This is a genomic window from Streptomyces sp. NPDC001709, from assembly GCF_053596375.1.
Map to the genome: position 1 here is coordinate 59,813 of NZ_JBSFGB010000016.1, position 23,532 is coordinate 83,344.

A 23,532-nucleotide genomic window follows, 5' to 3' on the forward strand; every position below is an offset into this window, starting at 1 on the left:
TGCGCCACCTCTGCGCCCCGCCCCGGAACCCGGCCACCGGCCGGTCCGACTCCTGCACCGGTACGGCTCGATCCGGCCGACGCCGTACGACGTGATCTGGAGACGCGGTTGATGGACGAGCCCCGGCAATTCCCGCTGCGCAAGCTTGTGCCGCCGCCTGCCCTGTGCGGGTTCCTGCCAAGGAGGCGTACCCGATGACTCCGATGAACCCGATGACCTCGACGACCCCGGTGGCCGGGCAGAACCCCGGTGTGACCGAGCAGAACCCGTGGCGGCCCTCGCGCCGCCGGTTTGCCGACGCCCTGCTGGCCGCGATCACGCCCGTCGCCGCGTGCAGCCTCGCCCTGGGCGGCCTGGCCACCTGGGTCGGGGCCGGGAAGGCGGGCAGCCCGGCGCGGATCGCCGTCTCGTCCGGGCGGGTCCTCCTGCCCTACGGCGGCAGCACGGAGACCGCGGCGTTCTTCGACGTCTCCAACCTCGGCGGCGCGGACGACCGGCTGGTCGAGGTGACGTCCACGGCCACGCGCGGCGGCATCGCCCTCACCCGTCACCGTATGACCGGCGGCGCGGCCGCCTACAGGACCGACGTCGGCTCCGCCGCCGTCCCCGCGGGCGGTGAGCTGTCCATGTCCCCGGCCGGCGTGGATGTGACGCTGCGGGCCGAGCCGGGCTGGCGGGCGGGCGACCTCGTGCCGTTCACCCTGCACTTCGAGCACAGCGAGCCGGTCGAGACCATCGCGGTGGTGACCCGCCCGGGCGGGCGCGCCTCGTGATCACCGGCCGGCTCTCGCCGGTGGATTTCCGTACCCCCGCATGACGAGCGCGGCCCGGATGCGAGGATGAGGACGCCATGACAGCAGGGTGGTGTGCTCGCTCGATACGGGCCGCGGTGTTCGCGGCCGTCTGCGTGCTGCTCGCCGCCCTGGGTCACGTCCTGATGTCCGGCCGCGACGTGCCCGCGTGGGCGCTGGCCGCCGGCCTGGCCGTGACCGGCGCCGCGGGCTGGTGCCTGGCGGGGCGTGAGCGCGGGCTGCCACTGATCGTGACGGTCGTCGTGGCCGCCCAGACCGGGCTGCACGAGGCGTTCTCCTGGGCCCAGTCGGCGTCCGGCGGTTCGGCCTCCATGGGGATGAGCGGCATGGACTCCATGGACATGGGCTCGATGGCGATGGGCTCCATGCACATGGGCCACATGGGACACATGGCTCATGCAGACCATATGGACCGTATGGCGCACATGGGGCACATGGGGCATTCCATGGACGGCGGATCTACGTCCTTCGGCATGCTCGCCGCCCACCTGCTCGCCGCGCTGCTGTGCGGCCTGTGGCTGGGGTACGGCGAGAAGGCCGCCTTCCGGATCCTGCGGGCGACCGCCGGATGGCTCGCGGCGCCGCTGCGGTTGCTGCTCGCCCTGCCCCTCGCTCCGGACCGCCCGCGTGTCGGCCCGCGGCGCCGTCGCTCGGACCGGGCTCCGCGCCTTCTCCTCCTCGTTCACGCGATCACTTCTCGGGGTCCGCCCGTGGGAACCGCTGTCGCCTGAAGACAGCTGGTTTCCCGAGGCTGCCCGTCTGCGCCTCGGGCCACGGCCGTACGACCGCGCAGGCGTTGCAGCGCCACACCGGCGTAGGGCCGTCCCCCACTTCACCGGACCGCACGCGGTCCCGCGTGCCTGGTCCGGATCACGGTTGACCCGAGAAGGACACCAGGTGATTACCTCTGCCCCGCCCACCTCGCGCGCCCGAAGCGACAAAACGGCAGCGCTCGACGAATCGATCACCGCATGGGCGCTGGCCGCCCGAGGCGGTGACGAGGACGCGGTCGAGCAGTTCGTGGGCGCCCTGCACCGGGACGTCCAGCGCTACGTCGCCCATCTCTGCGGCGATCCCCAGGCTGTGGACGATCTGGCCCAGGACACGTTCCTGCGGGCGCTCGGCAGTCTGCACCGGTTCGAGGGGCGTTCCTCGGCCCGGTCCTGGCTGCTGTCCATCGCCCGCCGCGCGGTGATCGACAGCTACCGGTACGCCGCCGCCCGCCCGCGCCTGTCCGACGTACCGGATTGGCAGGTGGCCGTCGAGCTGGCCCAGCCGTGCGGCCTGCCCGGCTTCGACGACGGCATCGCACTGCTCGATCTGCTGGCCTCGCTGCCCGACGACCGCCGGGAGGCATTCGTCCTCACGCAGCTGCTCGGCCTGCCCTATGCGGAGGCCGCCGAGGTCAGCGACTGCCCGATCGGCACGGTCCGCTCCCGCGTGGCCCGGGCCCGCGCGACCCTGATGGACGCCCTGGTGGCCTGCTGACGCGAGAGGGTGCCGGTGCCGAGGAGCACCCGGCACCGGCACCCTTTCGAGCCGTAGGGCCGGCTGACGGGAACTCACCCGGCCCTCACCCCGACTCCTGGACCGGGTGACGGAGGTTCGCCCGTGTACCGAGTGGATCCGGGAGCGCGGCCGCCGCTCCCTGGGCCGCCTGGCTGATCGCCGCCCGCCTGGCGCAGGGCGCCTTCGGGGCGGTGCCTGCCGGTCGCCTACGACCGATGCCTGTGACCGACTCCGGGGCCGCATCGCCGACTTCGTACGCGAAGGCGCCCCGGTGGTCTTCACCCTGCCGGGCTTCCCCTGTAGATCCCCCAACCCGGCCAAGGTCCTCGGCCACCTCCCCGACCAGGGCGAACGCCTGTCCCTCACCTTCCTGAACGCCCTGTGCGCCCGGATCGAGCAGATCTACCCGCCCGGCGCCCACGTGATCATCTGCCCCGACGGCCACGTCTTCGGCGACCCCATCGGCGTCCCGGACACCCACATCGACGCCTACGCCGACGAACTCCGCACCCAGATGACCCAACCGGCCCTGGACCACCTGTCCCTCTTCGACCGGCGAAACGTCCTGGGCAACCGCCTGCACGACACGAAACGCGCCCACATCCAAGCCCACTACGCCCCCACCCTGGACGCCCTGCGCGCCGAGATCCGAGCCGACGCCCACGCCCTCGCCCTCTACCGCGGCATCACCCGCTTCCTCGTCGAAGACACCGCCGACTGGCCCGGCACCCGCTCAGCCCTCCAACGCGCCTGCCGACAACGCGCCTACGCCGTCATCCAACGCAGTCGAGCCTGGGCCGCCTGGTCCAACGGGACGGCAGACCAAGCCATTTCGAACAGAACTGACGGGCTCGCCACGCTGTCAGTCGTGAAGATTGCCGAGCCAGCGCAGGGCGGCCAGGCTCGGCAGGAAGCAGTACTCGCCTCCTCGGGTGACGACGAACCGCGGCAGTGGGGCGAGGCGCCGGCGCAGCGGCCGTCGGGGAATGGTGAAGCCGGCGGACCCGTCATGGGATCCGGTGACGGGGTCTTTGGCGTCGTTCGCGCCGAAGAAGACACCGTCGTTCATCCACTGGGACTGGACGAACTCGAACTGCCGCCCGAGGTGTGCGCCGACGAACGCGAACATGAGGCCGCGGTCGGCTCCGTCGTCCTCCAGCACTCCCTCGGGCAGCGGCGGACCGTAGACGGCGCCGCGCCGGATCATGCGGTGCAGCCGCACCTCTCCCGCCACCGCGGCGTCGCGGGGATTGGCCCGGCGGATGTGGCACCCGCCGGGTGTCTTGAAGCCCGTCGGATCGTCGTCCTCGTACAGGAAGGTGTTGCGGCGGTGCGGGTCGGCGCCGAGCGCGGGATCGTCGTGGTCCGGGGTCAGCGCCAGGGGAGCGCCGCTGCGCCAGCGCCCCATGATCTTCGCGGCGATCAGTTCCTCGTCCTCGGGCCCGGTGGAGTTGTCCTTCAGATACCGCCGGAACTCGGCGACCTTCTGGTGGAGCTTGCGGAAGACCGCGTAACTGCCGTTGCGTCCCAGCACGGTCGGCTCCGGGCTCTGCAGGCCGCCGATCTCGTCCCGGTAGCCCAGGACGAACTCCCCGGCCTTCAGCGGCACTTCCCACTGGTTCGACCCCGGTGTCCCGCTGCCTTCGACGGCCGGATGGCTGACTCCGTCGCGGTAGCCGAAATGCTCGGTCTCGGAGGGCAGCGCGTAGCAGTCCTGCCGCCATATCGCCGTCACGCCGGTGAGCCGGTCGTAAGCGGGGCGGGCGCGGTCGACGGCCGCCTCCAGGTGCGCCGGGTCCGGCGCGACCGCTGTGAGCACCACATGGACGTCGGGGCCGCCCAGCGGCTCTTCCCAGTGCTCCGGGCTGCTGTCGCCCACATCGCCGAGCGCTGTGGCACGGGCCGCCATCCCCTGCCGGAACTCCCAGGCGAACGTGTCCAGTGACGTGCGAGGCACCCCCAGCGCCTCCAGGCCGCGACAGGTGACGGCCACGCTCACCCAGGTCTCCCCCAAGGGGCTGACCGAGTCCGCCGCGGAGGTCACCGCCGTACTCGCGCGCCGCATCAGCTCCCGCCCATGCCCCCGGTCGTCGATGCGGAAGGCCAGGTAAGTCGCCGCATAAGGCGTCGGCCGGGGGCTGAGCACCCCGCGCTGAATATCGTCGAGTTCCACGCGTCGTCCGTCTGCACGCTCACCGTCGACCTCCCCGCGGCCCTACTTGGAGACGAGGTTTCGCCAGAAGTTCCGCAGGCTTTCGTCCCCGCCGAACAACGAGCTGAAGATCGTCGAGTCCGCCAGCAGCAGATCGCCGGCGCGGTCGCCGCCGGGAGGCATCCACAGGAACATGTTGAACTCGGTGTTCCCGGCCTCGGTGAACGGATGCGGCCTGGACATGTCGATCGGCTGTCTGGCCAGCACGTGGATGGCGTCCGGCGCGTCGGTCGTCACGTCGTAGTGCGGCAGGTGCATGTGGAAGTTGAAGTTGGTCACCCCGTCCAGCCAGCCCGTCGGGTCCAGGTCCCTGACCGTGGACAGGGGGACGATCTGGTTGCCCTCGCTCGTTGCCGGGCGCAGCCCGTACCGGTTCATGACCGGTACCCCGAGCCCCCGCATCAAGTCCCTCACATAGGTGGCGAATCGCTGCTGCCGGGGCACCAGGGGATCGCCGTGATGGAGGTATTCCATCTCCCGTACCGACGGGTCGTCCGATGCACCGACGTCGTGGTGCGGGCCCAGGACGAGACGGGTGTCCTCCCGGGCGAGGAACGCCCGCAGGGCCTCGATCTCCCCGGGCCGGGCCTCCTGCTCGGTGACCGCGTGGTCCAGCCCGAACACGAACATGACGTCCGTGTCGTCGAGCACCCGCTCGTCGAGCGGGGTGTGGAAACCCGCCTGGTCGATGCGCTGATACACCGGGACGGGGTGCCCCGTGACCTCCTCGACGAAGTCCTGGAACGGCACCCAGGCCCAGAAGAACAGCTCGAGTGACCCGGCGATACCCTGCTGGAACCGGTACGGATCGGACCATTGCGGGTCCTCGTAGGCCGGCCATGCCACCCGCCTGACCTCGGTCATCGTGGAGAAGCGGTTGTCCAGCTCGGCCGCGTTGCGGCCCGCCTCGGCCGGATAGCTCCACGAGACGTAGATGCTCACCCGCCGCCCGCCAGGGGTGTACTCCCGCGGAATGTGCCTCTGGTTGTACGTCCGCGCGGTTCTGGCCTCGCTCATTTCGATCGTCTCACTGCATCTGGTCGAGCATCTCCGACAGGGCGTTCTTGATCCGCAAGGCCTTCTTGATCTCGTCTGCCGTCACGTACGGATACTCCCCGTACTCGATGAAGCTCGGACAGTGGTGTTCCCGTACGAAGCGCACGAATGCCTCGGGGTTGGTGCGCCAGTCCTCGGGAAACCCCTCGAGGTTCTCGAAGGCGGTGCTCACACCTGCCTTGCTGAAGAGCGCGACGGCGTCCTCGGTGTACTTGTCGAAGTCGGTGTCGAAGATGCCCTGGTACATGAAGCGCGTGTCGTCGTCGAAGAGAACCCAGCGCAGGTAGTGCAGCTTCAGCGGTGCGAGAAGGTACGGATCCTGCTCCAGCGCCTTGGCCAGGGTGTGGCCGTACTCCCGCATCGTGTCGGCCCTGCCCGGTTTGACCTTCGCGACGATGGTGAACCCATAGCAGGCCGGGGTTCTCGGAAAGACGGGGCCGTACTTCCCCTGTTCCAGGTGGCCGGTGTCCTTGGGGATGACGACTGCCTGCGGTTTGATCTCCATGTCCGCTCCTCCCGCGTTCCAGAGGCCGGGACGGGACCACTCCCAGCGTCGCACTCGGTGGCGGAGGGCGCCTGCCGGGCGGGAGAGCCGGTCAACGGCTCGGACCGCTACGGCGTCAGCGCTTGACGACGACCTTGAAGACAACGACGACCAGGCCGAGCAACAGGTTGACCGCCCCTGCGGTCACCACAGCCCGCCGTGTGGCCCCCGCGCGGTGGGCGGCCAGCGTGGACCAGCCGACATGACCGGCCAGCGCTACGCCCAGGGCCAGCCACACCGCCCCTTGCGTACCGATACCCAGCAGGGGTGTGACAGCCACCGCCACGGCCGGTGGCACGGCCGCCATGATCACGGGCCACTCGGCCGCACACGCTCCACGGGCCTCCTTCAGGCCCACGGGCACGCCCTTGATCCGCTCCCAGAAGAGCCGGACGTACACGCGGGTCGCCCAGGACACCATGCCGGTGCACAGCAGGAGGAGAACGAGCTGAAGCCGGGGGAAGGAACCGAGTGAGCCCGCCCCGACCACCACCGAGGCCGCGAGCAGCGAGCCGTACACGGCTCCCATGTATTCCTGCCCCTCGGCAGCCTCCGGCTGGGGCACGTCCGCAGCCTGCGAGGGAGCCCGGCCTTCCATGGTCCCAGTCTGGTCACACCCGCCGCGCGCCGCACGGCCACAGGTTCTCCTGCCGCGTCCAGGCTCCGCGCTCAGGGCCAGACAAGGCAATAAGGCTGATGCCCCGCCTCATGCAGCCGATGCGAGAAGTCCTGCCACTCGTGCAGCAACTGGTACACATTGAACGCATCCCGCGGCCCGCCCCGGTCCGGCACCGTCGACCAGATGAAGGCCGCCGCGCCGACCGCTTCCTCGCCGATGCCGCGCAGGGGGTCGACGACGGTCATGGGGAGCTTGACGACCGCGTAGTCGGGGTGCAGGACGACCAGTTCCAGGGGCGGGACCTTGTGCAGGGGGACGCCCTCGATGCCGGTGAGTACCATCGCCGCCATCGTCTCCGGCTTGATCTTGGTGAACATGCCGTTCATGCCCAGCTCGTCACCGCCGAGCTCCTCGGGGCGCATCGAGATGGGCACGCGGGCCGCGGTCGCGCCGTCGGGCGCGCCGAAGTATTTGTACGTCACCCCCACCCGACCACCATTCCTGCTCCCCGCCCTCAGGCGGTCGGCCCGGTGGTCGAGCCGGCGGTCGGCCGGCCGGTCGAGCTGGCTCTCCAGCTGCCGGTCGGTCCGCCGGTCGTACCGATCGGGCTCACCCGGTACATCCTGTGTCTGACGTGCGTCGCTCTGCCGTGCCTCGGTCGTTTCCTCCGCGTCGCGCCGGTGCCTTCCCCGCCGGGCACGTCGAGGACCCAGGTCATCAGTCCCCTCGCCCAGTCCGCCACCGCGATGCATATCTCCACCCGACTGCTTTTCTAGGACGCGTGGCCCCCGCCGCGCAACCCGATCATCGTGTCAGTGACCTCCCCCACGGCCGCACGCCGAAACGTGCGGTGGAACAACAGTCCACGGGTTATTTTCCGGCCCCTGGTCATTACGTGCGTATGAGCTGTGTGTATCAGCTCTCAGTCTCGCAGATGCCGGCCCGGTGGCGCTGCGGACCGGAGGCCGGCCGCCTCCCGGCCGGGCCGCGGCCTACCCTGAGGAGGTCACCACCCAACCGGAGTCCGAGAAGGCGGAGAAGTCGCACGTCATGAGTGCCCAGAGCGAAACGCCCTATCCCTACGATGCGCCCGTCTCCCAGGCGCTCTTCGACCGTGCCTCCGCCGTCACCCCAGGCGGTGTGAACTCGCCGGTGCGCGCCTTCCGCGCCGTCGGCGGCACGCCTCGGTTCATGGTGTCGGGGAAGGGGGCCTACCTCACCGATGCCGATGGGCGCGAGTACGTCGACCTGGTCTGTTCCTGGGGGCCGATGATCCTCGGGCACTCGCACCCCGAGGTCATCGCCGCCGTCCAGGAGGCGGTCGCGCGCGGTACGTCCTTCGGTACGCCCGGTGAGGGCGAGGTCGCGCTCGCCGAGGAGATCGTCGCCCGGGTGGCGCCCGTGGAGCAGGTGCGGCTGGTCAGCAGCGGCACCGAGGCGACCATGTCCGCGATCCGGCTCGCCCGCGGGTTCACCCAGCGGTCCAAGGTGATCAAGTTCGCCGGCTGCTATCACGGGCACGTGGATTCCCTCCTGGCCGCCGCCGGGTCCGGGGTCGCGACCTTTGCCCTGCCCGACACCCCCGGCGTCACCGGCGCCCAGGCCGGCGACACGATCGTGCTGCCGTACAACGATCTCGAAGCCGTGCAGGAGGCCTTCCACCGGCACCCCGGCGAGATCGCCTGCGTGATCACCGAGGCCTCGCCCGGCAACATGGGCGTCGTGCCGCCGGACCTCGGCTTCAACCAGGGGCTGAAGGACGCCTGCCACAAGAACGGCGCCCTCTACATCTCCGACGAGGTCATGACGGGCTTCCGGACCAGCCGCGCCGGGTGGTACGGGGTCGACGGCGTCAAGCCCGACCTCATGACCTTCGGGAAGGTGATGGGCGGTGGCTTCCCCGCCGCCGCCTTCGGGGGACGGGCCGATGTGATGGCTCACCTGGCTCCCGCCGGGCCCGTGTACCAGGCCGGGACGCTGTCCGGTAACCCCGTCGCCACCGCCGCCGGGCTCGCCCAGCTGCGGCTGCTCGACGACGCCGCGTACGACACCGTCAACGCCGTGTCCGCGCAGATCCAGGCCCTCGTCACCGAGGCGCTGAGCAAGGAGGGCGTGGCGCACCGGCTGCAGACCGCCTCCAACATGTTCTCGGTGTTCTTCACCGACCGGCAGGTGCGCACCTACGAGGACGCCAAGCGGCAGGAGTCGTACCGCTTCACCGCGTTCTTCCACTCGCTGCTGGCGAACGGCGTCTATCTGCCGCCGTCGTCCTTCGAGTCCTGGTTCGTGTCCACGGCCCACGACGAGCGGGCCATCCAGAAGATCGCCGACGCCCTTCCGGCGGCGGCCCGGGCGGCTGCGGAGGCCACCGCGTGAGCAACAGCACCAGCAGCAGCACCGGCGGCAGCGGCAGCGACAAGGACGTCACCGTCGTCCATCTCGTGCGGCACGGTGAGGTGGAGAACCCGACCGGGATCCTGTACGGGCGGCTGGCCGGCTACCACCTGTCCGAGCTGGGCCGGCAGATGGCCGACCGGGACGCCGAGCACCTCGCCTCGCGGGACGTGACCTACGTCTGCGCCTCGCCGCTGGAGCGGGCGCAGGAGACGGCCACCCCGATCGCCAAGGCGCACGGACTCGACCTGGACACCGACGAGCGGCTCATCGAGGCCGACAACGTCTTCCAGGGCAAGACCTTCGGCGTGGGCGACGGTGCGCTGCGCAAGCCGGAGAACTGGAAGCACCTGGTCAACCCCTTCAAGCCGTCCTGGGGTGAGCCGTACGTCGACATCGTCGTGCGGATGATGGGCGCGCTGAACGCGGCCAAGGACCAGGCGCGCGGGCACGAGGCGGTGCTGGTCAGTCATCAGCTGCCGATCTGGATCGTGCGGTCCTATGTCGAGCGGCGGCGGTTGTGGCACGATCCGCGCAAGCGGCAGTGCACGCTCGCCTCCCTGACGACTTTCACCTATCTGGGCGACAAGATCGTGTCGGTCGGCTACAGCGAGCCCGCCATCGATCTCGTCCCGGCCCATCTGCGGGCCGGTGCCAAGCCGGTGCAGGGAAAGGGCAAGGCCTTCGGCGCGTAACTGTCACTTGTGGCAGTTCATTTGACATGCCGTAGGCCGCTTTTGCCGGAGTTATTGCGAAAAACATACGAATCAAGGTGAACCTCCCCGATCGTTGCGCCATCTCACTGGGTGACTACCAGCAGGCGCGACGAATCGGGGATTTCCATGCGCACCGTCTCCCGGAATCTCTCCCGTAGGGGAATGCTCGGCCTCGGCGCGGGCGCGGCGGCCGCCGCCACCCTCGCCGGGTGCGGGGGCAACACGTCATCGGACGGTGCCGGGCACACGAACGGTTCCGGTGACGGCAAGAACGGCCAGGGTGGTGACCACCCCGAGCGTCCGGCCAAGCCGATCGGCGACGGCTCCACGGCCTTCACGGGCAAGCAGCCGCACCAGCCGGCCAAGCCCGAGCCGCTCCAGCCGGGTCAGACCCCGCCGCAGTTCGTGATCTTCTCCTGGGACGGCGCCGGCGAGGTCGGCAACGGCCTCTTCCCGCGCTTCCTGGACCTCGCCAAGGAGCACGGCGCGAGCATGACCTTCTTCCTCTCGGGGCTGTACCTGCTGCCCGAGTCGAAGAAGCGGATGTACGAGCCCCCGAACAACCCGCGTGGCGCCTCCGCCATCGGCTACCTCGCCGACGACCACGTCAAGGCCACGCTGACCAACGTCCGCCGCGCCTGGCTCGAGGGCCACGAGATAGGCACCCACTTCAACGGGCACTTCTGCGGCGAGACCCACGGCTCGGTCAAGTTCTGGACGCCGCAGCAGTGGCGCAGCGAGATCGACCAGGCCAAGTCCTTCGTGAAGAACTGGAAGACCAACACCGGCTGGCACGACCTGGACCCGCTCCCCTTCGACTACGACAAGGAGCTGGCCGGCGGCCGTACGCCCTGTCTGCTCGGTCAGGACAACCTGCTGCCCACCGCCCGCGAGCTGGGCTGGCGCTACGACGCCTCCTCGCCGGGCGGCCGCCAGGTCTGGCCGGTGAAGCGGCACGGCATCTGGGACCTGCCCCTGCAGCAGATCCCGTTCCCCGGGCGCCGTTTCGAGGTCCTGTCCATGGACTACAACATGCTCGCCAACCAGTCCGTGAACACCACCAAGGCGCCCGCCTACAACTACCCGGGCTGGCGCAAGCAGTCGGCGGGGGCGTACATAGCGGGCTTCCAGCGGGCATACGAGTCAAACCGGGCGCCGTTCTTCATCGGCAACCACTTCGAGCAGTGGAACGGCGGCATCTACATGGACTCCGTCGAGGAGGCCTTCAAGCACATCGCGCGGGAGAAGGAGAAGGGCGCGGACGTACGGATGGTCTCCTTCCGGCAGTTCGTCGACTGGATCGACGTACAGAAGCCCGAGGTGCTGGCCAAGCTGCGCACGCTGGAGGTCGGGCAGAAGCCCGCCGGCGGCTGGAAGACCTTCCTCGCCTAGACCCTCGTTCGCCCCCGCCTCCGCCCCCTGCCGGAAATGTCCCGTGTAAATACGCCCTGAAATGCGGTTTTCCGCCCGGCAGGGGGGCGCGCGAGATCCCCGGAACCGGCATGCGAAACTTTTCACATGAGTACCCGTAGCCGCGCCGTCCTGCTCAGCGCCGTGGCCGCCGTCGCGGCCCTGACCTTGTCCGCGTGCGGCAAGGGCGGCACCTCCGGCGGCGGTGGCAACACCAACTTCGTCACCGGCAACAACGGCATCAGCACCGTGCCGGTGGGCGAGCGCGCCACGGCCCCGGACCTGTCCGGCAAGACCCTCGAGGGCAAGGCCCTGGACGTCGCCGACTACAAGGGCAAGGTCGTCGTCCTCAACGTGTGGGGCTCGTGGTGCGGGCCGTGCCGCGAGGAGGCCACGTACCTGTCCAAGGTGGCGAAGCAGTACGAGGGCAAGGGCGTCCAGTTCGTCGGCATCAACACCCGGGACACCAGCACCACCCCCGCACTCGCCTTCGAGAAGGAGTACGGGATCGGCTACCCGAGCCTGTACGACCCCACGGGCAAGCTGATGCTCCGCTTCAAGCGGGGCACGCTCAACCCGCAGCTGATCCCCTCCACGCTCATCATCGACAAGCACGGGAAGGTCGCCGCGCGGGCCCTGGAGGCGCTCGACGACACCACCCTGCTGAAGATGCTCGAGCCGGTCGTCGCGGAGAAGTGACGTGAGCGCACTCGTGACGCTGGCGGTGGGTCAGAACCAGACCGTGCTCCACGGTGCCCTGCTGGTCGCCGCGCCGGTGGCCCTGCTCGGCGGCCTCATCTCCTTCTTCTCGCCCTGTGTCCTGCCGCTGGTTCCCGGCTATCTCTCCTACGTCACCGGTGTGGCGGGCACCGACCTGGCCGAGGCCAGACGGGGACGGATGGTCGCCGGGGCCTCCCTGTTCGTGCTCGGCTTCAGCGCGGTGTTCATCTCCGGCGGCGCGCTGTTCGGCTACTTCGGCTCGACGCTGCAGGCCTACAAGGACCCGCTGAGCAAGGTGCTCGGCGTGCTCATGATCCTCATGGGCGTCTTCTTCATGGGGCTGATGCCCTGGTTCACCCAGCGCGAGTTCCGCCTCCACAAGCGGCCGGCCACCGGTCTGCTGGGCGCGCCCGTGATAGGTGCGCTCTTCGGTATCGGCTGGACCCCCTGTCTCGGCCCGACGCTCTCCTCGGTGAACATCCTGTCCTGGAACGAGTCGAGCGCCGCGCGGGGCGCGCTGCTGACGGTCGTCTACTGCCTCGGCCTCGGTATCCCCTTCGTCCTCACCGCCATCGCCTTCCGCAAGGCGCTCGGCGCGTTCGGCTGGGTCAAGCGCCACTACGTCTGGGTGATGCGCATCGGCGGCACGATGATGATCGCGACCGGTGTGCTGCTGCTGACGGGGGCCTGGGACAGTCTGGTGCAGCAGGTGCAGACCTGGTCCGACGGCTTCACTGTGGGGATCTGATCGATGAGCAAGACCGAAACCGACAAGAGCCGGGACCAGGAGGACCTCGGCGCGGCCGGATCCCAGCTGTCCACCGCCCCGGCCGAGGAGCTCTCGGCCGCACCCGGCCTCGGCGTCATCGGCTGGGCCCGCTGGTTCTGGCGGCAGCTCACCTCCATGCGGGTCGCGCTGCTGCTGCTCCTGCTGCTCTCGCTCGGCGCGATCCCCGGCTCGCTCATCCCGCAGACCGGCGCCGACCTGAACAAGGTCGACGACTTCCGCAAGGCCCACAAGACGCTCGCGCCGATCTACGACAAGCTCGGCCTGTTCCACGTCTACAGCTCGGTGTGGTTCTCCGCGATCTACATCCTGCTGTTCGTCTCCCTGATCGGCTGCATCGTCCCGCGCACCTGGCAGTTCGTCGGCCAGCTGCGCGGCCGTCCGCCGGCCGCGCCCAAGCGGCTGACCCGGCTGCCCGCGTACACGACGTGGCGTACGACCGCCGACCCCGAGCAGGTCCGCGAGGCCGCGGTCGCGCTGCTGAAGAAGCGCCGCTTCCGCGCCCACATCGCCGGTGACGCCGTCGCCGCCGAGAAGGGCTATCTGCGCGAGCTGGGCAACCTGGCCTTCCACATCGCCCTGATCGTGCTGCTGGTCGCCTTCGCCTCCGGCCAGCTGTTCAAGTCGGACGGCACCAAGCTGGTCGTCGAGGGCGATGGCTTCGCCAACACGCTCCCGCAGTACGACGACTTCAAGTCCGGCACCCTGTTCCAGAACGACGACCTGGTGCCGTTCAGCTTCGACCTGAAGGACTTCAGGGCCACCTACGAGATCAACGGCCCCAACAGGGGCACCCCGCGCACCTTCGAGGCGAAGATCGACTACAGCAAGGGCGCGTACGGCAAGGACCAGCCGGCCACCATCGAGGTCAACCAGCCGCTGAAGATCGACGACGCCAAGGTCTACCTCGTCAGCCACGGCTACGCGCCCGTCATCACCGTCCGCGACGGCAAGGGCAAGGAGGTCTTCCACGACGCCGTGCCGCTGCTGCCGCTCGACGGCAACGTCACCTCCAACGGTGTGGTGAAGGTCTACGACGGCTACCGCAACCCGCAGGGCAAGAAGGAACAGCTCGGCTTCCAGGCCTTCTTCGTGCCGACCTTCGACGCGAAGAGCGGCACGATGCTCTCGCGGTTCCCGGCGCTGGTGAACCCGCTGCTCGCGGTGAACGCCTACCACGGCAACCTCGGCGGCGTGAACGCGGGCCTCTCGCAGAACGTGTACCAGCTGGACAAGACGCACATGACGGCGTTCAAGGACAGCAAGGGCCAGCTGGTGAAGAAGCTCCTCCAGCCGGGCGACACGCTGACGCTGCCGAACGGCGCCGGGTCCATCACCTTCGAGAAGGACATCAAGGAGTGGGCCGGCTTCGAGATCGTCCAGGAGCCCGGCAGCGGCTGGGCGCTCGGCGGTGCCCTCGCCGCGATCTTCGGTCTGGCCGGCTCCCTGTTCATCCAGCGGCGCCGGGTGTGGGTGCGCGCGGTGCGCGGCGCCGACGGCGTGACGGTCGTCGAGATGGCCGGGCTCGGCCGCAGCGAGTCCGCCAAGGTGCCCGAGGAACTGGGCGACCTCGCCGGAACCCTCTACGACCAGGCGCCGGGGGCACCCGAACCCGACGACGACTCCGCAGAATCCCCCGACACACCAGTCGTACCTGCCGAAGGGGCTGAGAAGTGACTCTCGCCGCCGCAACCAACGAACACCTGGCGAGCATCAGCAACACGCTGATCTACTCGTCGATGGCCGTCTACACCCTGGCCTTCTTCGCCTACATCGCGGAGTGGCTCTTCGGCAGCCGCAGCAAGGTGGCCCGTACGGCCGCCGCGCTGACCACGGAGACCTCCGCGAAGGCTCCCGCCGTCACCGTCAGGCAGGCCGGCGGCACCGCCGTGCTGGAGCGGCCCAAGGTCGTCGTCCGCTCGGCTTCCGGTGCCCGCGATGTGCCGGACGGGCCCGGTGCGCACGGCGGGGACGCGCAGGGCGACCTCTACGGGCGGATCGCCATCTCGCTCACCGTGCTCGCCTTCCTGGTGGAGCTGGCCGGGGTCGTGGCCCGCGCGGCCTCCGTGGAGCGGGCGCCGTGGGGCAACATGTACGAGTTCAACATCACCTTCTCCACGGTCGCCGTCGGCGTGTACCTCGCGCTGCTGGCGCTGAAGAAGAACGTGCGCTGGCTCGGCCTGTTCCTGATCACCACGGTCCTGCTCGACCTGGGCCTGGCCGTCACCGTCCTGTACACCGCGAGCGACCAGCTGGTCCCGGCGCTGCACTCGTACTGGCTGTACATCCACGTCTCCACCGCGATCTTCTGCGGCGCGGTGTTCTACGTCGGCGCGGTCGCCACGATCCTGTACCTGTTCAAGGACTCCTACGAGAACAAGCTCCAGACCGGCGGCAAGCCCGGAGCCTTCGCCGCCTCGGTGCTGGAGCGGCTGCCCGCCTCCGCCTCGCTCGACAAGTTCGCCTACCGGGTCAACGCGGCCGTCTTCCCGCTGTGGACGTTCACGATCATCGCGGGCGCGATCTGGGCGGGCGACGCCTGGGGCCGCTACTGGAACTGGGACCCGAAGGAGACCTGGTCCTTCATCACCTGGGTCGCCTACGCCTGCTACCTGCACGCCCGCGCGACGGCCGGCTGGAAGGGCCGCAAGGCCGCCTACCTGGCGATGCTCGCCTTCGGCTGCTGGCTGTTCAACTACTACGGCGTCAACATCTTCGTCAGCGGCAAGCACTCCTACGCGGGCGTGTGAGCGGAGGGTCGCCCACACTGGTGTCATGAGCGGTTCCATCGCACAGGGCACCAGCCAGACCCACGGGAACACGCACATACTCCACTTCCTGGTGCGGCTCCCGAGGTCCATGGAAGACGTCTGGCCGGCGGTGGCCACCCGCGAGGGACTCACGGGATGGTGCACCGCCGTCGCCGTTCTCGAACCCCGGCTCGACGGCACGGTCGTCCTGGGCGAGCTGGGCACCGGCCGGGTCACGGCCTGGGACGTGGACCGGGTCGCGGAGTACAGCCTGGAGGGCGGCGGGCGGATCCGGTTCCATCTGGAGCGGGACGGGGGAACGGCCAGCGTGCTGCGCTTCACCCGCGAGTTCCAGGGCGAGAGCGACTCGGAGTCCGCCTGGCGGATCAGATTCGAACGCCTTATCGAACAGCTGGGGCGTTCCTAGGCGGGCGTTCCTGGGTCAGCACACCGCGGACAGGCTGCCGTGGGCCACCGAGGCGATCCGGTCGCGCAGCCGCTCGACGTACAGCCGCAGGTTCTTCGCCGCCACGTCCGTGTCCGGGTAGCGGCTCGCCAGCCACAGCCCCTCCGGCAGCCGGTTCACCCACACGCACACCTGGTCGCCGTACGACACCCGCAGCAGTGCGTGCGCCCGCTGCTCGGCCCAGCGTCCGGCGCCGGGGATGGCCCGGGTGTCGACGTAGGAGACGATCGAGTACAGGTCCGGCGAGGTCGGCCGGAAGTCCGCGCCGAGCAGGCTCAGCACCCGGGCCAGCGGCATCCGGGCCAGCGACCGGTTGGCCTGCAGCTCGGCGCGCACCGCCCGCAGGGTGTCCGGGAAGCCCTTCGCAGGGCCGACCGGGACCTCGATCGGGGCACCGCCCACGTACCAGCCCACCGAGTCGCTCCACCGCGACTTCACCCGGGTGTGGAACGGCACCACCGTCCGGTACACCGGCTGCCCGCCCAACTCGTGCACGATCAGCCCCGTCGCGGCCAGCAGGCCGACCAGACTGCCGCCGTACGGCCTGCAGTACGCCTCGAACGCCGCCGCCTCGTCCGCGTCCGCCAGCGGCTCGCACAGCATCCGCTGCCTCGGCAGCGGCCCACCCGGCTCCAGGCCCAGATCGACCGGGAAACCCGGCAGCACGCCGTCGCAGCGCCGGATGAACTCGCGCCAGCGGCCGACGATCGCGTGCCGGCCGTCGATGCCGTCCGCGTCGGCCCGCTCGATCTCGCAGAAGTCGACGTAGCTGGCCGCCGGGGCGAGGGAGCCGGGCTTTGTGCCGGCCAGGCCCTGCGTGTACAGCTCGTGCACCTCGGCGGGGATCCGCTGCAGCGAGTAGGCGTCGACGTTGCTGTGGTCGAAGGCCAGGTACACGCTGGCGCCGTCGTCCCGTACGACCGCCGTGTAGATCAGGTTCGGCCAGCGCAGCGCGTCCGCGACCGTGTCGAAACGGTCCTGGAGGTGCCGTACCAGCTCGTCCGCGTCCGGGAAGTCGCCCGCGTCCTCCCGGTGCAGGGACACATCGGCGGCGTCGAGGGTGAACCGGCGCAGGGTGTCGTTCTCCCAGCGGAAGCCGCTGCGCAGCGTCTCGTGCCGCACCGTCCAGGCGCGCAGCGCACCCTGCAGCACATCGAGGTCGACCGGGCCAGGCAGGTCGAAGGCGGTGCCCAGCCAGGTCGGCACGAACAGCCCGTCCTCCCGGACGCACTTGGCGGTCCGGATGTGCGACTCCTGGATGTAGGCGGGCGGCCGGGAGTCGTCCGGGAGCGCCGTCGCCGCCGCCACGGTCGCCGGGCTCAGTGTCCACTCGACGAGCCGTCCCGGCCGGACCTCGCAGCGCTGGATGTCAGTGATTCGCACGCGTCTCCCATCGCAAGGAAAGGGGCCCTGGTTGCGGGCCCCCTTCAAGGCAATGCCGTGGGACGCGGGCGGGACATGCCCGGCGAGTTCATTTCAACGGATCGGGTGGCAGTCCGAACGCGGAAGTGGACAACCGACGGTGACGCGGCGAGGTCCGGTGCGCCCGGGGGTTCACCCGACGGTGATCGAGTCGAGCTTCTCGCGCAGGTACACATGCGAGTCGACCGGCGGGTACGCCACCCGGCCCACCGGCGCCGGCACGGACTCCACCCGGGTGCCCGGGGTGCACTCGCCGAAGTACACGAGCGAGATCAGCTCCTCGGCGGGCTCGTCGACGGGCGGCGGCAGCACCCGGTGCCGCCCGGACCGCCACCGGTCGCCGGTCCAACGGGCCAGCAGGTCACCGACGTTGATGGTGAAGGCGTCCGGGTCGTACGGCGCGTCCTCCCAGCCCCCCTCCTCGGTGTACACCTGGAGGCCGCCCTTCCCTGCCTGCCGGTCCAGGACGGTCACGGTCCCGAAGTCGGTGTGCGGCCCGATCCGGAACTGCCCCGGCAGCGGCTCGCCGACGACGTCCGTCCCCGGATACCAGTTGATGTTGAAGCCGTACGTCGGATGGTCCATGTGCCGGGAGAAGAAGTCGGGTTCGAGTCCGAGGGCGTATCCCAGCAGCGACAGCAGCCGCCTCTCCAGCGCGGCCATGTGCGACAGGTATGTCGTGCAGAGGGTGCGGAGTGCGGGCACCTCGGCGGGCCACACGTTGGGCGCGTACCACTGCGCGTTCACGACGGGATCGTCGAAGGGCTCGTCCGTCGCGAACGTGAGCGACTCCTTCAGATCGGGCGGCGTCTCGGTGCCCTCCGCGTACCCGTTGGCCTCGGCACCGGGCCCGAGCCAGCCGCGACCGCCGACCTTGGCCTCGTAGGCCCGCTTGACCTCGGCGGGCAGCAGAAAGAACTCCCGGGCGGCCGCCCGGATACCGGCCCGCAGCCCCGGCTCCACACCATGCCCGGTGACCAGCAGAAACCCGGCGGACTGCAGGGCCTGGTCAACGGTACGCGCGAGGGCGGCGCGGTCCTCCTCGCCACCGCCGGGCCAGGGCCGCAGATCAATGGTCGGAACGCGCGACTCACTCACCGATGTCCTCATTCCACAGCTCCGGGTTGTCCTTGACGAAGTCCGTCATCAGGGCCACGCACGCGGGGTCGTCGAGCAGGACGATCTCCACGCCGTGTCCGGCGAGCCAGTCGTGGCCGCCGTGGAAGGTGGCGGCCTCGCCGACCACCACCCGGGAGATCCCGAACTGACGGACCAGGCCGCTGCAGTACCAGCACGGGGAGAGCGTGGTGACCATGGTCGTGCCGCGGTACGTGCGCTGCCGGCCCGCCGCGCGGAAGGCGGCCGTCTCCGCGTGGGCCGAGGGGTCGCCGTCCTGGACCCGGCGGTTGCGGCCGCGGCCGAGGAGGGTGCCGTCGCGGCCGTAGAGCGCGGCGCCGATCGGGATCCCGCCCTCGGCAAGTCCCGCGCGGGCCTCGTCCAGGGCGGTGGCGAGCCAGGCGCGGGCCTGTTGTTCGTCCATGGCTTTACTGTGCTGTGCGGGGGAGTGCGGGGCAACGGGGGGTGGGGGCGCCGGCCGGCGCGGGCGGGGCGCATCGGGCAGGCCCCCACGGCGCTCAGCCCTCCGCCGCCACCGACCGCCAGATCCGCTCCGGCAGCAGCACCGCCGCCTGATCAAGGTCGACGTCGTCGAACCCGGCCAGCCATCGCCGCGCGATCCCGATCACGGGGCCGAGGATGAGGGACTCCAGCAGCGGGGCCGGGAGGGGGGCGAGGGCGCCGGAGGCCACGTACCGGGCCGCCCACTCCGCCAGCGGCGACAGGCGGGCCTCCTGGGCGTCCCGGAGCTGCCGGCCCTCGGTCATTCCGCGCCGGTCGGCATAGGAGGAGTGCAGGAGCAGCGCGGCGTCCCGGTGCTCCTGGACGAAGTTCAGGTAGGCCCCGACGAGGGCACGAATACCGGTGTGGGCGGTACGGGTGTGCTCCAGCGCCGCGACCAGCTCGCCCAGCAGCCGGCCGAGCCACCGCGTCAGCAGGGCGTTCATCAGCCCGTCGACGCTGCCGAAGTGGTGGTACAGGCTGCCGAGGCTGACCCCGCTCGCCCGGGTGACCGCCGCGACCGTCAGCCCCTGCTCACCCGACTCGGCGTACACCCGCAGTGCGGCGTCCAGGAGCTGTTCGACCGTGGCCTCGCCACGCTGCTGCTTGGGGCTCATTCTGAATTACTTTTCTAGAAAGATATTTTAGTTCTGTGGGCAGTTGGCCCACACTGGTTGCCTCATCCTCACATCCAGGAGCGGCTGGTGTCGTCACCCGAGAACCCCGGAATCCCCGAGATCCCCGTCTCCCTCACCCCACAGCAAGCCGCCTCCGGTACGGTCCTCAGGCTGCCGGCGAGCACGGGCGTACCGCCGGTCCGCATACCGCCGGTCCGCGACGGCGACCTCGTACGGCTGCGCACCGCCGACGGCGAGGTGCGCCTGCGGATCCGTGTCACGCCGGCCGGCACCGGACCGGCCCCGGCCGGGAAGAAGCAGGGGCTCGCCTGCCTGGGCGTGCTCGGTGTCATCGCCGTCGTCGTGTTACTGCTGGTGCTCACCCATCAGGGCGGTGGCAGCGGCGGTTCCTCCGACGACGCGGCCGGATCGTCGTCGTACTCGCCGTCGTACCCGACCGCCACGGCGACCGACGAGCCGTACACCAGCGACCCGTACAGCAGCGATCCGTACAGCAGCGATCCGTCGTACGGCACCGGCGACCCCTACGGCGGCTCCACCCCGGACCCGAGCCCCTACACCTCGGGCACCTGCCTCAACGGCACCCTGCCGAACTCCACCACCGCCCAGTCCGTCAGCGGTGTGGAGGAGGTGTCCTGCTCCGCGTCCGACGCGCACTACAAGGTGATCGAGACGATTCCGCTGACCTCGGACATGAGCCGCTGCAACGACAACCCCCGGACCGAGTACGCCTTCTCCTCGCGCTACACGATCAACGGGGCGACGGTGAACGAGTACGTCTACTGTCTGGTGGGCCTCGGGTCCTACGCACGCTGAAGCAGGGGGAAAGACTTGAACGGGGAACACGACTGGGTCGAGCCGCTGGAGGAGGACGACCCCCGGCGGATCGGACCGATCCCGCTCGTCGGCCGGCTCGGGGCCGGCGGCATGGGGCGGGTCTACCTCGGTGTGCACGAGGGGCGGTACGCCGCCGTCAAACAGGTCCTGCCGTCGGTCGTCGGCGAGGACAAGGACTTCGTCCGTCGCTTCGGGCACGAACTGGACAACCTCTCCCGGCTGCCCGCCGGGGCCACCGCACCCCTGCTCGCCGGGGACCGGGACGCCCGGCCACCGTGGTTCGCCACCGCGTACGTCCCCGGGCTGACCCTGCGCGAGGCCGTCGAGGCGCACGGCGGGCCGCTGCCGGCCGCGTCGCTGTGGCGGCTGCTGCGGGAGGCGGCGGCGGGTCTCGCGGCGGTGCACGGGCTGGGCATGGTGCACCGGGACGTCAAGCCGTCCAACGTCATGCTGACCCTCGACGGGGTCACCCTCATCGACTTCGGGGTCGCCCGGGCCGCCGAGCAGAGCCAGCTGACCCGGACCGGCATGGTGGTCGGCACCCCCGCCTACATGTCACCGGAACAGGCCTCGGGTGCGCGGCGGTTGACCGGCGCGGTGGACGTCTTCGCGCTCGGGTCCGTGGTGGCGTACGCCGGGTCCGGGCGGCCGCCGTTCGGTGACGAGTCCGGCCACGGGGTGCTGTACCGGATCGTCCACGAGCAGCCCGACCTGGCGGAACTGCGCGCGGTGGACCCGGAGTTGGCGTCGGTCGTCGCCTCCTGTCTGGACAAGGACCCCGAAGGCCGCCCCACCGCGCCCGAACTCCTGAACCTGACCGCCGGCCACGTCCCGTCTCCCGGCTCCTCGCCATGGCCGCCCGCCATCACCGAACACCTCACCGCACGCGCCGAGTTCGCGTCGGCGGTACCGGAGCCCGGCCCGGCCGAGGAGGCAGAGGGGACGGAGGGGACCGAGGGGACGGAGGGGGACGGTCGGCCCGAGCCCGAGATCGTCGTGGGGCCCTCCAAGCGCCGGCCGGAGCGGGAGCGGGGCCGCAGGCGCGTGCTGGTGGCTGTCGTGCCGGTCGTGGTCGGCGCCGGTGTCGCGACCCTCGCGTTTCAGCTGGCCCCGTACGCCACCGACACCCACCGGAGCGACGCCGCCGGCACTCCGGGATCCTCCGTCTCCGCGCCGGCCGCCCCCGGGCCCGGCCACTCCTCGGGGAGCCCCTCCGGGACGGCCGAGCCGGGCAAGAAGGGCTCCGCCACACCGGCCGGTGAGAAGAATCAGCGGGGCAAGGGGGACTCGAAGGCCAGGAGCGGAGGGAGCGGAGGGAGCGGCGGGAGTGGAGGCGGCAGCGGCAGCACCAGCTCCGGCTCCGGAACCGGCAGCTCGGGCGGCTCCGGCGGGTCGGGTAGCTCCGGCAGCTCGGGCAGCTCCGGCGGTTCCAGCAGCTCGGGTGGCTCCAGTAGCGGCGGTGGGTCCGGCGCCGGTGGTTCGAGCAGCGGTGGGCCGACCGGGAGCGGCGGCACCGATTCCGACGCCTTCCGGCTGAAGAACGGCGAGAACGGCAAGTGCCTGATCCAGGTCTACGGCTCCACCGGCCTCGGCAGTTGCTCGGACTCCTCGGCCCGCTGGACCTTCCGCAGCGCCGCCGGCGGCACCGTCAAGGTCGTCAACGTCTCGACCGGCGCCTGCCTGAGCGCCAACGGCAACGGCCAGGCCGTCTTCGTCGGCGACTGCTCGCAGGGCGGCAGCAACCTGCGCTGGACGACGGGCTCCGGCAACTCCCTGCGCACGGTCTACGACGGCGGCTGCCTCGACCTCGCCTTCGGAGGCGGCGTGGCCGAGGCGACCTGCACATCGGGGGCGTCCTCGCAGAGCTGGGCCCGGACCTGAGGCCGCCGCCGTCCGGCGGTGCCGGGGCTGACAGTTGACGCCGACTCAGTCGGTCACGCGCAGCAGCAGCTTCCCCGTGCTCGTCCGTCCGCCCATCAGCCGGTGCGCCTCCGCCGCGTCCGCGAGGGCGAACTCGGCCGTCACCGGCAGTGTCACCGTCCCGTCGACCGCCTTCGCGAACGCCTGCTCCACCAGCCGGCGCAGGGTGTCCGGCGCGGACGTGGTGAGGGTGAGGATGGAGAAGCCGGAGACCGAGACGCCGAGCGGTGCCAGCTCCGCCTGGCCCACGCTCCACGGCTCGGCCCCGCTCGCGTTGCCGAAGGAGACCAGGCGCCCGAAGACCGCCAGCGAGGCGAGTCCGGCGCGCAGGGTGTCGCCGCCGACGGGGTCCAGCACCAGGTCGACGCCGCGTCCGCCGGTCGCCTCGCGCACCGGCTCCTGGAAGGCGCCGGTGAACACCTCGTCGTACCCGTGGTTCTTGGCGTGGGCGGCCTTCGCGGCCGAGGACACCACGCCGTACACCGCCCCGGCGCCCGCCGCCCGCGCGAGCTGTCCGACCGCCGTGCCGATCCCGCCCGCCGCGCTCTGCACGAGCACCGACTCGCCGGGCTGGAGCCGGCCGACGGTGTGGACGAGGGCGTACGCCGTGGGCAGGACCGCCGGCAGGGTCGCGGCGGTGCGCAGGTCCAGGCCGGAGGGGACCGGGAAGACGGTCGCGGCCTCGGTCACCAGCACCTCCGCGTACGCGCCGCCCTCGGTGAGCGCCACCACCTCCTGGCCGACAGCGAGGTCCGTGACCCCGGCGCCGAGCGCGCGGACGCGGCCGGAGACCTCCACGCCCGGGACGTACGGCAGCGCGGGCACCCGGTAGCCCTCCGCGCGGGCCTTGAGGTCGGCGAAGTTCACGCCGGCGTAGGCCACGTCGATGCTCACCTGCCCGGGTCCGGGTTCGGGCGCCTCGGTCGCCACCACCCGCAGCACCTCGGGACCGCCGTACTCCTGGAACTCCACAGCGCGCATGCCGCACCCCTGACTCGGCTCAAGTGTTCAATCGAAAGCGAACACTCGTGAGTGTATGGTTTTCATCGAACACTCGGCAAGCGGAAGTGCGAGTGGAAGTGCAAGCGGAAGTGGAGGAGGGG

General features: G+C 70.6%; 23 protein-coding genes and 1 pseudogene. 14 read left to right on the top strand and 10 right to left on the bottom strand.

Features of this window, described 5'->3' with window-relative positions:
* Positions 1–194: 194 nt before the first annotated feature.
* The 4 genes and pseudogenes from ACWC0C_RS23475 to ACWC0C_RS23490 all read left to right on the top strand — a co-directional run.
* Positions 195–773, top strand: coding sequence for a copper chaperone PCu(A)C (locus ACWC0C_RS23475; protein ID WP_450865638.1), 579 nt, complete (start codon positions 195–197; stop codon positions 771–773).
* Positions 774–850: 77 nt separating this feature from the next.
* Positions 851–1,543, top strand: a complete 693-nt coding sequence (locus ACWC0C_RS23480; protein WP_450865639.1) for a hypothetical protein — start codon at positions 851–853, stop codon at positions 1,541–1,543.
* 166 nt (positions 1,544–1,709) lie between these two features.
* Complete coding sequence (locus ACWC0C_RS23485) at positions 1,710–2,300, top strand: sigma-70 family RNA polymerase sigma factor (protein WP_450865641.1); 591 nt, start codon at positions 1,710–1,712, stop codon at positions 2,298–2,300.
* A gap of 292 nt (positions 2,301–2,592) precedes the next feature.
* Positions 2,593–3,066, top strand: a pseudogene (locus tag ACWC0C_RS23490) (L-tyrosine/L-tryptophan isonitrile synthase family protein); the annotation flags it as partial.
* A 117-nt stretch (positions 3,067–3,183) separates the two neighbouring features.
* On the opposite strand, the gene ACWC0C_RS23495 reads toward ACWC0C_RS23490, so the two are convergent.
* From ACWC0C_RS23495 to ACWC0C_RS23515, 5 genes are all read right to left on the bottom strand, one after another.
* On the bottom strand, positions 3,184–4,494 hold the full coding sequence (locus ACWC0C_RS23495) for a Dyp-type peroxidase (protein WP_450865642.1): 1,311 nt from the start codon (positions 4,492–4,494) through the stop codon (positions 3,184–3,186).
* A gap of 42 nt (positions 4,495–4,536) precedes the next feature.
* Positions 4,537–5,550: a hypothetical protein gene (locus tag ACWC0C_RS23500; RefSeq protein WP_450865644.1), complete on the bottom strand. Its 1,014-nt coding sequence runs from the start codon at positions 5,548–5,550 to the stop codon at positions 4,537–4,539.
* A 10-nt stretch (positions 5,551–5,560) separates the two neighbouring features.
* Entirely contained in the window at positions 5,561–6,094 is a 534-nt protein-coding gene (locus ACWC0C_RS23505; protein WP_450865645.1) for a hypothetical protein, read from the bottom strand.
* Positions 6,095–6,209: 115 nt separating this feature from the next.
* Complete coding sequence (locus ACWC0C_RS23510) at positions 6,210–6,731, bottom strand: hypothetical protein (RefSeq protein ID WP_450865647.1); 522 nt, start codon at positions 6,729–6,731, stop codon at positions 6,210–6,212.
* Positions 6,732–6,802: 71 nt separating this feature from the next.
* Positions 6,803–7,240, bottom strand: a complete 438-nt coding sequence (locus ACWC0C_RS23515; RefSeq protein ID WP_003974483.1) for a hypothetical protein — start codon at positions 7,238–7,240, stop codon at positions 6,803–6,805.
* A 562-nt stretch (positions 7,241–7,802) separates the two neighbouring features.
* Between ACWC0C_RS23515 and hemL the strand changes: the two genes are divergently transcribed.
* The 8 genes from hemL (at position 7,803) to ACWC0C_RS23555 (ending at position 15,956) form a co-directional block, all read left to right on the top strand.
* Entirely contained in the window at positions 7,803–9,128 is a 1,326-nt protein-coding gene (gene hemL / locus ACWC0C_RS23520) for a glutamate-1-semialdehyde 2,1-aminomutase (RefSeq protein ID WP_450865649.1), read from the top strand.
* Positions 9,125–9,841, top strand: a complete 717-nt coding sequence (locus tag ACWC0C_RS23525; protein WP_449196422.1) for a histidine phosphatase family protein — start codon at positions 9,125–9,127, stop codon at positions 9,839–9,841. The genes hemL and ACWC0C_RS23525 overlap by 4 nt, the downstream gene beginning before the upstream one ends.
* A 147-nt stretch (positions 9,842–9,988) precedes the next feature.
* Positions 9,989–11,254, top strand: coding sequence for a hypothetical protein (locus ACWC0C_RS23530; protein ID WP_449196421.1), 1,266 nt, complete (start codon positions 9,989–9,991; stop codon positions 11,252–11,254).
* A gap of 126 nt (positions 11,255–11,380) precedes the next feature.
* Positions 11,381–11,971, top strand: a complete 591-nt coding sequence (locus ACWC0C_RS23535; protein WP_450865652.1) for a TlpA family protein disulfide reductase — start codon at positions 11,381–11,383, stop codon at positions 11,969–11,971.
* A gap of 1 nt (position 11,972) precedes the next feature.
* A complete protein-coding gene (locus tag ACWC0C_RS23540; protein ID WP_449196419.1) occupies positions 11,973–12,740 on the top strand; it encodes a cytochrome c biogenesis CcdA family protein in 768 nt (255 codons plus the stop codon).
* Positions 12,741–12,743: 3 nt separating this feature from the next.
* Entirely contained in the window at positions 12,744–14,456 is a 1,713-nt protein-coding gene (gene resB, locus ACWC0C_RS23545; protein ID WP_450865654.1) for a cytochrome c biogenesis protein ResB, read from the top strand.
* Positions 14,453–15,529: a c-type cytochrome biogenesis protein CcsB gene (gene ccsB, locus ACWC0C_RS23550; protein ID WP_450865655.1), complete on the top strand. Its 1,077-nt coding sequence runs from the start codon at positions 14,453–14,455 to the stop codon at positions 15,527–15,529. The genes resB and ccsB overlap by 4 nt, the downstream gene beginning before the upstream one ends.
* A 25-nt stretch (positions 15,530–15,554) precedes the next feature.
* Entirely contained in the window at positions 15,555–15,956 is a 402-nt protein-coding gene (locus ACWC0C_RS23555) for a hypothetical protein (protein WP_449196416.1), read from the top strand.
* Between the two features lie 15 nt (positions 15,957–15,971).
* Here the strand turns inward: ACWC0C_RS23555 and ACWC0C_RS23560 are convergent, their stop codons facing one another.
* The 4 genes from ACWC0C_RS23560 to ACWC0C_RS23575 all read right to left on the bottom strand — a co-directional run bounded on the left by ACWC0C_RS23560 (position 15,972) and on the right by ACWC0C_RS23575 (position 19,651).
* Positions 15,972–17,378: a condensation domain-containing protein gene (locus ACWC0C_RS23560; protein WP_450865657.1), complete on the bottom strand. Its 1,407-nt coding sequence runs from the start codon at positions 17,376–17,378 to the stop codon at positions 15,972–15,974.
* Positions 17,379–17,549: 171 nt separating this feature from the next.
* Positions 17,550–18,527, bottom strand: a complete 978-nt coding sequence (locus tag ACWC0C_RS23565) for an isopenicillin N synthase family dioxygenase (protein WP_449196414.1) — start codon at positions 18,525–18,527, stop codon at positions 17,550–17,552.
* Positions 18,508–18,957 carry a nucleoside deaminase gene (locus ACWC0C_RS23570; protein WP_450865658.1) on the bottom strand — a complete coding sequence of 150 codons (450 nt, stop codon included), beginning with the start codon at positions 18,955–18,957 and terminating at the stop codon, positions 18,508–18,510. The genes ACWC0C_RS23565 and ACWC0C_RS23570 overlap by 20 nt, the downstream gene beginning before the upstream one ends.
* A 94-nt stretch (positions 18,958–19,051) precedes the next feature.
* Positions 19,052–19,651, bottom strand: coding sequence for a TetR/AcrR family transcriptional regulator (locus tag ACWC0C_RS23575; RefSeq protein ID WP_449196412.1), 600 nt, complete (start codon positions 19,649–19,651; stop codon positions 19,052–19,054).
* An 87-nt stretch (positions 19,652–19,738) separates the two neighbouring features.
* Here ACWC0C_RS23575 and ACWC0C_RS23580 point away from each other — a divergent pair, with 87 nt between their 5' ends.
* Positions 19,739–20,488: an LppU/SCO3897 family protein gene (locus tag ACWC0C_RS23580; protein WP_450865660.1), complete on the top strand. Its 750-nt coding sequence runs from the start codon at positions 19,739–19,741 to the stop codon at positions 20,486–20,488.
* A gap of 15 nt (positions 20,489–20,503) precedes the next feature.
* On the top strand, positions 20,504–22,390 hold the full coding sequence (locus ACWC0C_RS23585) for a serine/threonine-protein kinase (protein WP_450865661.1): 1,887 nt from the start codon (positions 20,504–20,506) through the stop codon (positions 22,388–22,390).
* 45 nt (positions 22,391–22,435) lie between these two features.
* On the opposite strand, the gene ACWC0C_RS23590 is transcribed toward ACWC0C_RS23585, so the two are convergent.
* Positions 22,436–23,410 (bottom strand): quinone oxidoreductase family protein, encoded by a 975-nt coding sequence (locus ACWC0C_RS23590; RefSeq protein ID WP_450865662.1) that lies wholly within the window; start codon positions 23,408–23,410, stop codon positions 22,436–22,438.
* Between the last annotated feature and the right edge of the window lie 122 nt (positions 23,411–23,532).